Source organism: Mesorhizobium sp. BHbdii (genome assembly GCF_053848045.1).
Genome location: NZ_JBSPKX010000003.1, coordinates 17,662 through 29,091, shown reverse-complemented (window position 1 = coordinate 29,091; position 11,430 = coordinate 17,662). Strand labels below are relative to the sequence as shown.

General features: G+C 62.3%; 10 protein-coding genes. 5 read left to right on the top strand and 5 right to left on the bottom strand.

Annotated features, from left to right (window positions below; genetic code table 11):
* The first annotated feature begins 93 nt into the window (after nt 1-93).
* Nucleotides 94-2,400 (top strand): xanthine dehydrogenase family protein molybdopterin-binding subunit, encoded by a 2,307-nt coding sequence (locus ACWTU8_RS17175; protein WP_455849111.1) that lies wholly within the window; start codon nt 94-96, stop codon nt 2,398-2,400.
* Nucleotides 2,401-2,444: 44 nt separating this feature from the next.
* Nucleotides 2,445-3,347 (top strand): DMT family transporter, encoded by a 903-nt coding sequence (locus ACWTU8_RS17170; RefSeq protein WP_455849604.1) that lies wholly within the window; start codon nt 2,445-2,447, stop codon nt 3,345-3,347.
* Here ACWTU8_RS17170 and ACWTU8_RS17165 read toward each other — a convergent pair whose 3' ends face one another.
* From ACWTU8_RS17165 to ACWTU8_RS17155, 3 genes are all read right to left on the bottom strand, one after another.
* Nucleotides 3,348-4,160: a helix-turn-helix domain-containing protein gene (locus tag ACWTU8_RS17165; protein ID WP_455849110.1), complete on the bottom strand. Its 813-nt coding sequence runs from the start codon at nt 4,158-4,160 to the stop codon at nt 3,348-3,350. It abuts the gene before it with no gap.
* Nucleotides 4,161-4,255: 95 nt separating this feature from the next.
* Nucleotides 4,256-5,143 carry a uracil-DNA glycosylase gene (locus ACWTU8_RS17160; RefSeq protein WP_455849109.1) on the bottom strand — a complete coding sequence of 296 codons (888 nt, stop codon included), beginning with the start codon at nt 5,141-5,143 and terminating at the stop codon, nt 4,256-4,258.
* Between the two features lie 117 nt (nt 5,144-5,260).
* Entirely contained in the window at nt 5,261-5,905 is a 645-nt protein-coding gene (locus ACWTU8_RS17155; protein ID WP_029354563.1) for a hypothetical protein, read from the bottom strand.
* A gap of 248 nt (nt 5,906-6,153) precedes the next feature.
* Here ACWTU8_RS17155 and ACWTU8_RS17150 point away from each other — a divergent pair, with 248 nt between their 5' ends.
* Nucleotides 6,154-7,833: an electron transfer flavoprotein-ubiquinone oxidoreductase gene (locus ACWTU8_RS17150; protein ID WP_455849108.1), complete on the top strand. Its 1,680-nt coding sequence runs from the start codon at nt 6,154-6,156 to the stop codon at nt 7,831-7,833.
* A gap of 153 nt (nt 7,834-7,986) precedes the next feature.
* On the opposite strand, the gene ACWTU8_RS17145 is transcribed toward ACWTU8_RS17150, so the two are convergent.
* Nucleotides 7,987-8,982: a VOC family protein gene (locus ACWTU8_RS17145; RefSeq protein ID WP_455849107.1), complete on the bottom strand. Its 996-nt coding sequence runs from the start codon at nt 8,980-8,982 to the stop codon at nt 7,987-7,989.
* A 111-nt stretch (nt 8,983-9,093) separates the two neighbouring features.
* A complete protein-coding gene (locus ACWTU8_RS17140; RefSeq protein ID WP_455849106.1) occupies nt 9,094-9,336 on the bottom strand; it encodes a MoaF-related domain-containing protein in 243 nt (80 codons plus the stop codon).
* Nucleotides 9,337-9,471: 135 nt separating this feature from the next.
* Here ACWTU8_RS17140 and ACWTU8_RS17135 point away from each other — a divergent pair, with 135 nt between their 5' ends.
* A complete protein-coding gene (locus ACWTU8_RS17135) occupies nt 9,472-10,518 on the top strand; it encodes a LacI family DNA-binding transcriptional regulator (RefSeq protein WP_455849105.1) in 1,047 nt (348 codons plus the stop codon).
* A 306-nt stretch (nt 10,519-10,824) separates the two neighbouring features.
* Nucleotides 10,825-11,430 carry a DUF922 domain-containing protein gene (locus ACWTU8_RS17130; RefSeq protein WP_455849104.1) on the top strand — a complete coding sequence of 202 codons (606 nt, stop codon included), beginning with the start codon at nt 10,825-10,827 and terminating at the stop codon, nt 11,428-11,430.

The window sequence follows — 11,430 nt, the reverse complement described above, 5'->3', positions numbered from 1 at the left end:
AGCACGCGCTCTTTACACGAAACCGTCACTCGACAAAACTGGCGCAGCGCCTATTTCAGGCACTCGTTCTCCCATCATCATCGCGAGGCATTCATGACTGTCGTCACACCGAAATTCGGCATGGGCGCCTCTGTGCTGCGTCGCGAGGACCAAGCCTTCATCAAGGGTCTCGGTCGCTACACGGACGACATCCAGCCGGCTGGCCTCCTGCACGGCTACGTCCTGCGATCGCCGGTGGCCAAGGCAAGCTTCACCATCGGTTCGACCGAGGCGGCCAAGGCGGCACCTGGCGTCCATCTGGTGCTGACTGGTGCGGATCTTGCTCATCTCGGCAAGCTGAAATCCGGCGTCATGCAGAGGCAGCCGGACGGCACCAAGGCGCCGACCCGCGACATTCCAGTCCTTTGCTGCGACCGAGTCAATTATGTCGGGGACGCCGTTGCCTTCGTCGTCGCCGACAGCCGCACCCTGGCGCAGGACGCGGCCGAATTGATCGAGGTCGATTACGAGGCCGAGGATGCCGCGTCCGGCACCGCCACGGCGCTTGACGAAGGCACGCCGCTGGTCTGGCCGGAACTCGGCTCCAACCGTGCCTTCAGCTACCACATCGGTGACCAGGCGAAGACCGCGGCGGCATTCGCCAGGGCGGCGCATGTCACCCGCATAGAGTTCATCAACAACCGGCTGGTCTGCAACTACATCGAGCCGCGCTCGGCGATCGGCGAGTGGAACACGCAAGAGAATCGCTTCGTGCTGACCACGGGCTCGCAGGGCGTGCATTCCATGCAGTACATCCTGGCCGATGTGTTCAAGATCAGGAAGGACCAGCTGCGCGTCATCACGCCTGATGTCGGCGGCGGCTTCGGACCGAAAAGCTTCGTCTATCGCGAACATCCGCTGGTGCTCGAGGCCGCCAGGCGCCTTGGCCGCCCGGTGAAATGGGCCGGCGACCGCACCGAGCATTTCCTCACCGATGCGCAAGGCCGCGACAATGTCGTGACCGCTGAGATGGCAATGGACAAGGACGGCCGCTTCCTCGGCATGAAGGTCGATCTTCTCGCCAATATCGGCGCCTATGTCTCGCAATACGGCCCATTCATCCCCTATATCGGCGTCACCATGTCGACCGGCGCCTACGACATCCAGGCGCTCGATGTTTCGGTGACCGGCCTCTACACCAATACCTGCCCGGTCGATGCCTATCGCGGTGCCGGCCGCCCGGAAGCAGCATTCCTCCTGGAAAAGCTCGTCGACGCCTGCGCCCACGATCTGGGCTTGCCAGTCGAAGAGATCCGCCGGCGCAATTTCATTCGGCCTGAGCAGTTTCCCTATCGCACGCAGACGGACCGCCTCTATGACACCGGCGAATTCGCAGGCCATATGGACCGCGCCATCGAAGAGGCGGAGTGGCGGGCGTTTCCGGAGCGGCTGGCGCAGTCGAAGGTGGCCGGCAAAATCCGCGGCATCGGCATGGCGACCTATATCGAGGCCTGTGCCTTTCCGGGCTCTGAACCGGCCTTTGTCGAATTGAACGTCAACGGCACGGTGACGCTGAAGATCGGCACCCAGACCAACGGGCAGGGGCACGCGACGGCTTATGCGCAGTTCCTCTCGGAAAAGCTTCATCTCGACATCGACAAGATCCATGTCCGCCAGGGCGACACCGACGAACTGAAAGCCGGCGGCGGCACCGGCGGCTCGCGCTCCATACCCCTTGGCGGTGTATCAGCTTCTCGCGCGGGCGAGGATCTGGCCAACAAGATCAAGCGCATCGCAGCGGATGAGCTGGAAGCCTCGGCCGGCGACATCGAATTGTCCAACGGCGTTGCCCGCATTGTCGGCACCGACCGCATGATCGATTTTTCGGCCATCGCCATGGCCGCCAAGAACCCGGACGATCTCAAGGGCTTTGGCGAATTCGCGCAGGACGAATGCACCTATCCGAACGGCACCCACATCTGCGAAGTCGAGATCGATCCCGACACCGGCATGACGGAGATTGTCCGCTATACGATCGTCGACGATTTCGGCGTCACCGTGAACCCGATTCTGCTGGCCGGCCAGGTGCATGGCGGCGTCGTCCAGGGCATCGGCCAGGCGCTGACGGAGAACACCGTCTATGACGACGACGGGCAGCTGTTGACGGCGAGCTTTATGGATTACGCCATGCCGCGCGCCGACGATTTCCCGTTCTTCCATTTCGAGACCCGCAACGTGCCCTCGACCACCAATGCACTTGGCATCAAGGGAGCAGGCGAGGCGGGCACGATCGGAGCAACGCCGGCCGCGCTCAACGCGGTGACGGATGCGCTCTATCGCGCCTACGGCATCAGGCATATCGACATGCCGGCAACGCCGGCGCGCATCTGGGCAGCGATCCAGGAAGCAGCTGCTAAGTGAACCCGACGGACCATCCCGGCGGGCACAACACGCTGACCGGGATCATGCTCAAGATCGTGTCGGTGGCGGTCTTTGTCGCCATGTCGTCCTGCATCAAGGCGGCGGGCACTGTGCCGGCCGGCCAGATCGTCTTCTTCCGCTCCTTTTTCGCCATCTTTCCGATCGTCGTCTTCCTGGCCTTCCAGGGAAAGCTTGGCACCGCGTTTTCGACCAAGCGCCCGCTCAACCACATTGCGCGCGGCGTTGTAGGCGTCTGCGCCATGGGGCTTGGCTTCTTCGCGCTGATACGGCTGCCGCTGCCGGAAGCGATCACGCTGAACTACGCACAGCCGCTGCTGGTGGTGGTGTTCAGTTCGATCTTCCTCGGCGAAGCGATCCGCGTCTATCGCTGGAGCGCGGTTGCGGTTGGACTGGTCGGGGTGCTGGTCATCTCATGGCCGGAACTGACGCTGCTGGGTTCGGGCGCAGCACTCGGCGATCAGGAGGTGCTCGGCGTCATCGCCGCCCTGGTCGCGGCAGCGATCTCGGCTGTCGCCATGCTGCTGGTGCGCAATCTCGTCCAGAGCGAGCCTACGGCAACCATCGTGCTGTGGTTTTCGGTGACGGCGAGCGTCCTGGCGTTGCTGTCGCTGCCGTTCGGCTGGCAGGCGCTGAGCCCGGTCCAGGCGGGCCTGCTCATTGCTGCAGGCTTTTGCGGCGGGGTCGCTCAGATTCTGATGACGGCAGCCTATCGCCACGCCGAGGCCTCGGTCGTGGCGCCCTTCGAATACACGTCGATGCTGCTTGGCATAGTCGTCGGCTACCTCGCTTTCGGCGACGTCCCGACGATCCATATGCTCATCGGCGGCCTGATCGTCGTTGCCGCTGGCATCTTCATCATCTGGCGCGAGCGCCAGCTTGGCCTCGAACGTGCCCGCACCCGCCAGGCGACCCCGCCGCAAGGATGATCAGGGCAGCTCGGCCCGGTCTTTCGCCAATCGCACCAGCACCGTCCGCGTTTGTTCGTCGGCGGGGAAAAAGGATTCGATCGCCAGTTCCGACAGCGTCACGTCAAGCGGCGTGCCGAACACGGTGATGGTGCTGATGAACGACAGCACGGCATCGCCATGCGCGAGCCGCAGCGGGTGCACGATCGCGTTCGGCTCGACCGGCACCGGCCGCGCGCGGTTCAGGCCGGACGGATAGGTCCGAAGCTCGCGCTCCAGTTCGACCAGAACCGGATCGCCAGTAGCGTCGTTCTGGCGTTTCAGCCGATCGAGAAGATGCGCGCGCCATTCGGCGAGGTTGACGATGCGCGGCGCGACGCCACCGGGGTGCAGACTGAGCCGCAGCACATTGACCGGCGGCGTCAGCAAGGACGCCTCGGCGACGTCGGCGAGGAATGGGCCGATGGCGGCGTTTGCCGATACCAGGTTCCAGTGCCGGTCGACAGCGAGCGCTGGGAAGGGTTCGTGCCCCTTGAGCACGATCTCGACGGCTGCCCTCGCCGGCGCCAGCGAGGTATCGGTGAGCGGACGCTCGCTGAAGCTAGGGGCAAAGCCCGCGGCCAGCAGGAGTTGGTTGCGCTGCCTCAGCGGGATCGACAGCTGCTCGGCCAGATGCAGCACCATGTCGCGCGAGGGCGCCGCGCGGCCGCTTTCCACGAAGCTCAGATGCCGTTGCGAGATTTCGGCTTCCATGGCGAGATCGAGTTGGCTCATGCGCCGGCGCGTGCGCCATTCGCGAATAAGGCTGCCGGCGGAAGTCTGGGTTGCTGTCATGAGCGCATGACTAGGCCGGCAGCGGATGTATTTCAATTACCGGGCAGGTTATAGCGCTTCCTCTCCCCTCTTTGCGGGCGAGGAAACGCTGGTCGTCAACCGAGCGCCCGCAGCTTCGCTTTCACCTCGAGGAAATCCCGCCACGCCAGCTTCTTGTGAGCGGGGGTTCTCAAGAGATAGGCCGGGTGAAGGGTCGGCATGGCGGGAATGGCAATACCGGAGGCGGTCGTGTGTACGCGCCAATTGCCGCGCAGCCGCAGGATGCCCTCGGTGGTGTTGAGCAAGGTCTTTGCCGAGGGGCCGCCCAGGTTGACCAGCACCTTCGGCTTGACCAGCTCGATCTGCCGTTCGATGAATGGCCGGCAAATCTCGGTCTCGTGCGGTGTCGGCGTGCGGTTGCCCGGCGGCCGCCAGGGAATGACATTGGCGATGTAGGCCGAGGTCCGGTCGAGTCCGATCGCGGCCAGCATTTGGTCGAGCAGCCGGCCCGAGCGGCCGACGAACGGCAATCCCTCGAGGTCCTCGTCGCGGCCGGGGGCCTCGCCGACCAGCATCACCGCGGCATTCGGATTGCCGTCGGCGAACACCAGGTTCTTGGCGGTGAATTTGAGATTGCAGCCGTCGAATGCCGCCATGTGCTGGCGAAGCTCGTCCAGGCTCGTCGCCGTCGTTGCCAATTGCCGCGCCAATGCCGCTTGTTGCTCATCGGGCACCGTCGCCGCACCGGACGGGGCGCGCACCGCCGGTGCCGCAGCTTGCCTTTCGCCCATTCCGGCGCGTGACAGGCTTGTCGAGCGTGGCAGTGCGGCGTTTTCACCAGTTGTCGGCGTAACTGTCGCTGGCGCCGGCTCAGGCGACTTTGACGCAGCCTCGGCAAACCTATTCAGCGGCTCCTCTTCGAGCGCTTCATCGACGCCGGCGCTGGCGTAAAAGGCCAGCAGGTCGGCGATAGCAGGTCGGTTGTCTCGGGAAACGGCAGTCATGCTTTCACATTCGGCCGCGCAGCAAGAATTTGCAAGTAATGCATGTCGCCCGAAAGCATGCCCTCGGGCCTGACCCGAAGGTGCATAGCGGTTTTGGGAACGACATAAACAGGACCCTTAGCTCGACGGTATACGCGGATCCTGCACCAGATAGAACGTCCAGCGCGGCGTGTAGTCGGTGATCAGGTAATCGAATTTTGCTGTCGTCAGCGGGTCGATCTTGCCACTCTTGAACAGCAGCCGATCATAGGGTTCGAAGTCGCGATCGAAATCGGCAAAGCTGCTCGACCAGATGTTGTCAGGCGTCTTGTTGCGCTGGTCGAATGATAGGCCGTCGCCGAACACGCTCGGCCGGTGGAGCACCTCCTGGAGCTCGAACTGGAACTCGACCCAGGCCTGGCCGCTGTTGTTGAGCACGTCGATGCGCATATACATGAGGCCGTTCGCAAATTGGCCCGCGGTACCGAAGGGATGGATCGGCTTCGTCGTGCGAATAGTCAGTGTCACCGGTGTTGCCGAGTTCAGCTCTTCGGTGATAACAAGCGGGTCCTCCTTTGTCCCGATGCCCGAGGCGCTGGTGATGCGGAAGCCGCCCAGCTCGTCGGAAAAGGAGTAGGCTCCGGCCGCCCAGACCCTCTGCGGCTCGGCATGGGCGCCAACGGGCGTCAGCGGCAAAAGGGCCAAAACGAGCGCCCGGCAAATCCGTCCGGGCGCGGAAAAAAAGCGCGTCGATGAAAAGCCAATTGGCCCGTATATGCGCATGGTGCGAAGTATGGCCGATAAGCAAGCCGTCGAACAATTAAAAACGTCAGGGCGCCGGCTCTCTTGAAATGGGGCCTGGCCGGGATCGATGTTCCGGTGGACCGCAAACCGTGATTTTGTAGTACGATGCGCGACTTTTTGACGAAATCGGCATTGTCACGTCAGCGCCGGTTTCGCGTCGCGAATTGATGCGGTATGCAGCGGATAAGCCAGCAAGATGCGCAAATGCGGCAGCCAGTGAGGGGTTGATGAGCGAGATCGAACGCGAAAGCATGGAATTCGACGTGGTCGTCGTCGGCGCTGGTCCGGCCGGCCTCGGCGCGGCGATCCGTCTCAAGCAGATCAATCCCGAGCTTTCCGTCGTCGTCCTGGAAAAGGGCGGCGAAGTCGGCGCCCACATCCTGTCTGGCGCCGTAGTCGACCCGATCGGCATCGACCGGCTGCTGCCGGGCTGGCGTGACGAAGAGGGACATCCGTTCAAGACGCCGGTTACGGCAGACCATTTCCTGGTCCTCGGCCCTGCCGGTTCGTTCCGTCTGCCCAACATCCTGATGCCGCCGCTGATGAACAACCACGGCAACTACATCGTTTCGCTCGGCAATGTCTGCCGCTGGCTGGCGACCAAGGCCGAGGCGCTGGGCGTCGAGATCTACCCGGGCTTTGCCGCGGTGGGCCTCATTTACAGCGACGAGGGCGCGGTCACCGGCGTTGTCACCGGCGACATGGGCGTCGAGAAAGACGGCACGCATGGCCCGGGCTTCGCGCCGGGCATGGCGCTGATGGGCAAATATGTGCTGATCGGCGAGGGCGCGCGCGGCTCGCTGGCCAAGCAACTGATCGCCAAATACCATCTTTCCGACGGCCGCGAGCCCGGCAAATACGGCATCGGCCTCAAGGAGCTCTGGCAGATCAAGCCGGAGCACCACCGGCCAGGCCTTGTCCAGCATTCCTTCGGCTGGCCGCTCGACATGAAGACCGGCGGCGGCTCCTTCCTCTACCATTTGGAAGACAACCAGGTGGCGGTCGGCTTCGTCGTCCACCTCAATTACAAGAACCCCTATCTGTCGCCGTTCGATGAATTCCAGCGCTTCAAGACCCACCCGGCGATCAAAGGCACATTCGAGGGCGGCAAGCGGCTGGGTTATGGCGCCCGTGCCATCACCGAGGGCGGCTGGCAGTCAGTGCCGAAACTGTCCTTCCCCGGTGGCGCGCTGATTGGGTGTGCTGCCGGCTTCGTCAACGTGCCGCGCATCAAGGGCTCGCACAATGCCGTGCTCTCCGGAATGCTGGCGGCCGAGCACGTCGCCGAGGCGATCGGCGCCGGCCGTGCCAATGACGAACTGGCTACTTACGAGGCGGCATGGCGGGCGACCGATATCGGCAAGGATTTGAAGAAGGTGCGCAACGTCAAGCCATTGTGGTCGCGCTTCGGCACCGTCGTCGGCGTCGGCATTGGCGGCCTCGACATGTGGCTGAATTCGCTGTTCGGCTTCTCGCCTTTCGGCACGCTGAAGCACGGCAAGGCCGACTATGCGACGCTGGAACCGGCCGCTAAGCATAAGAAGATCGCCTATCCGAAGCCGGACGGCGTGCTCACCTTCGACCGCCTGTCCTCGGTGTTTCTCTCAAACACCAACCACGAGGAAAACGAGCCTGTCCACCTGCTGGTCGCGGATATGGACCTGCAGCAGCGTTCCGAACACGATGTCTATGCCGGGCCCTCGACACGCTACTGCCCGGCCGGCGTCTACGAATGGGTCGACAAGGATGGCAACGCCGCCGCCGATCCCGAGGCGAAGGACGTGCGCTTCGTCATCAACGCGCAGAACTGCGTCCACTGCAAAACCTGCGACATCAAGGATCCGAACCGAAACATAACCTGGGTGCCGCCACAAGGTGGTGAGGGACCAGTCTACCAGAACATGTAACGTCGTATATCATCCATTACTAACTGACAGAACGAGCGAAAAGACTGCTGGCACATCTTGCACTCGACGTGGGATCGCGCGATGCCGAGCACATCTAGCGAGCGTATTGGATGCTAGAAAATTGCCGTTCTGATCTTTGCGCAAATACCGAATCTACGCCACGGCAGCGATAGTTTTATCCTCCACAGGCTGCGGCACCGGCGTTCCATAGACCCAGAAGGAATCCGGAACCGGAGAGCCGCTCCAGACCACGGCATCGGCGATCTTGGACGCCTCCCACACCACGGTTTTCCATGCCGGATCGAAGATCATGTAGCCGGGATCGCCCATCACCTCGATGCGATTGCCCCCTGGTTCCAGCATGTACAGGAACGTTGCCCCGCCGATACCGTGCCGGCCCGGCCCGTGCTCAATCGAAATGCCGGCTTCTTTTGCCAGCTCCGCCAGATCGAAGAGATGCTGAACCGAAATGTAGTGGAAACAGACGTGGTGGAAGCGTCCACGCATCTCCGTCGGCTCCGGGACGATTGCGATATCGTGCGAAAGGTTGGTCACGCTGAGCCAGCTCGCGATCACCGGCCCGTTGTCACCGACGACCCGCTCGCGCTCGCGAAAGCCTAGCACGTCAACCATGAAATCGCGGCAGGCGCCGGTGTTGGCGGCCATCAGGTTCAGGTGGTCAATTCGGCGAACCGGAATGCCATTGAGCGGACGTCTCTGCGGGCGGTTAAGCAATTTCGTAGCCTGCCCCGGCGGTATGCTGACATAGTCGACGTCCCACAGCAGCTCCATCGGGTGTCCCTCTGGCGTTTCGAACCTGAAGGCGCGGCCATGGCCGGCATCACCGTCGATCCAGCCTCGCCCGAGGCCAGTCGCCTCTACCGCTGCGACCCGGCGCTCCAGCGCCTGTGGGCTGCCCGTCCGCCAAGCAACGTGCCCCAGTCCGGCGTGCTGCGCCTCGGTCACCTTCAGGGAGTGGTGATACTGCTCCTCATAGGCGCGCAGATAGGCCGACTGGCCGCGCCGCTCGGTCTCCTGCATGCCCATGAAATCCATGAAGAAGCGTAACGTCCCATCGAGATCGGGCGTCAGCAGTTCGACATGCGCGAGCTGGGCGACATCGAAGATTGGTTCTGAAAGGGTGTTCATAACGACACTCCTGAAGGTGAACGGGTCTATTTTGAGGGAAATGTACTCCTGTATTCGTCAAGCGGCCGCACAACAGTTCGCGTAGTTCGCGCGGCGCGGTGTGATACCCTGTCAGGCCGCCGGTACCGGCTGAATGACTCCCTGCGCACAGAACAGTTGCCCGTCGGCCAGCCGCGCATAATTATGAACGACTTTGGTCTCGTGATCCTGAACCTGCACGACGAAGTTACCGCTCTGCTCCGTCCAGCTCATTATGAACAGATCAGGGCGGACGCCTGTCAGATCGCTCTTCACGACCTCGTCGATCTGAGTAGCGCCGATCGTCGCCTGTACATGCAATTCTGTCGGCGCCACGAGCCTTCGTTGGCACAGAATGCTTACAAAACTGCTATTTCTGCTTATTGGAGCGCTCCAATGCAGAGTCTGCCTTTTATGATGACGAGTCAAGAATAAACTTGGAGCGCTCCAAAAAAGTGTTTAACTGAAGGGGTGAACCATTCCAAAACGCCGACCCTCGCGGATGTCGGGAGAGTTGCCGGGGTCTCCCGCGGCACTGTCTCCAATGTCTTCAATCACCCGGACCTGGTGCGGTCCGACGTGCGCGAGCGCGTCGAAGCTGCGGCGCGCCAGCTTGGTTATGATGGTCCCGACCCTAGGGGGCGAGTACTGCGTAATGGCAAATTCAACGCCATCGGGTTTATGCCGCCGGGCGCCTATGCCATTGCCGACGTGATTAGAAGCCCATATGGACGAGAACTGGTGCTTGGCGTTTCGCTTGCGTGCGACGAGGCCGGGGCGACGCTGAGCCTAGTCAACGGTACGGAAGAAACGCGCACCTCCACCATCCGGGAGGCGTTGGTTGACGGCTTCATTTTGGGCCATAGCGTAGACATCGACCTGATCACCTCGGCGCAGCGCCGGCGCTTGCCATTCGTCATCCTCGAAAGCGATGCCGGCCCGGATATCAATTCGATCCGGATCGACGGCAGGAGCGGAGCGCTGATGGCTGTCGGGCACCTGGCTGCTCTCGGGCACCGGCATTTTGTGATCCTCTCCATCCGGCGCACATCCGGACCACCGATTGTCCACATGCCGGGCAAGGGCAAGATTACCGCGGGCTTTCAACTCGACTATGAAAGGCTTGATGGCTTCGCCCAAGGCTTGACGGAGGTCAATCTGTCGGTCGATGATTTTCCGATCATCGAAACCACCCCTGGCGACCCTTCGGCCGGAGCTGTCGTGTTCGATCGATTTCCAGAAGCAACGGCAATCCTGACCATGTCGGACTGGCAGGCAATCACCGTGCTCGACGAAGCGGTTCGTCGCGGCATTAACATACCCGAGCACGTGTCGGTTGTGGGCTTCGATGGCACCGCGGAATCGGCACGCACCACGCCCCCACTCACCACTGTCACGCATGACATCGTCGGGAAGGGTCGCCTTGCTGCCCAGATGGTGTTTGAAAACGGCCAGCCGAGGCAGATCATCATGTCGGTTGAACTGGTGGTCCGCGGATCGACGGGCCCGCCGCGTTGAGAAATTCCGCAAGGATCGCAATTGGCGCGCAAGGCGGCGCCCTGCCGAACGCATGGCGCGTCGAGTGCCCGGAAGCGCAGGCAGTCCGCTTCTGAGTCGAGGGTCGTTCCGGTCAGAAGCTCGCCCGTTTAACGTACGATCGAATACGCCGCTGTCATGCATGGATCAATAGAACACAACGTCAGCGTGTGAAGCCCACCGGGACCCTCGACCAAAATGAAAGCTCGCTATTTTTGCGGCCTCTAAAAAACATTGAAGCGGCGCGGCGCTTGTGGTTCCTTTCCCTTCTGACCGGAGATGATGACCATGCGCCTGGCGATTTTGACGTGCCTTGTGGCGATTGGTGGCTTGTGCGGCTACGCACCGTCGGCATCGGCTGACACGAAGGTGCTGGTCAAGACCCGGACGTACGACATATCAGGAACCACGGGCGCCGCCCTGATCGAGGCCATGGACCGCAACGGTCCGAAGCGGCACGGCTTTATGACGCACGCCATCGCGCTGACCGCCTATACCGTAAGTTGGGACCTTGAGATCAGCAGGGAGGGTGGCGTCTGTCGGCTGCGGCAGGCCAATGGGACACTCGATCTCACCTACACCTTACCCCGCATGGTCTCAGCCGCGACACCGGCGCTTCAGAAGCGCTGGAAGCGGTTCTTCGCCGGCGTTCGTGCTCACGAGCATAACCATGGCCGCATCGCCAGGACAATGATGCGGGCGACCGAAAGATCGATCACGGGACTGGAGTTCGCCGACAACTGGGTTTGCAGCAAGACGCACCGCGAGGCGAGGCGCCGGATCAAGTCCGTCTATGCCGAATACGAGGCGAAACAGAACGCCTTCGACGCGCGCGAGCATCGCCACGGCGGCCATGTCGAACGCCTCATCGGTGCCCTGTTGCGCAAGCAGTAG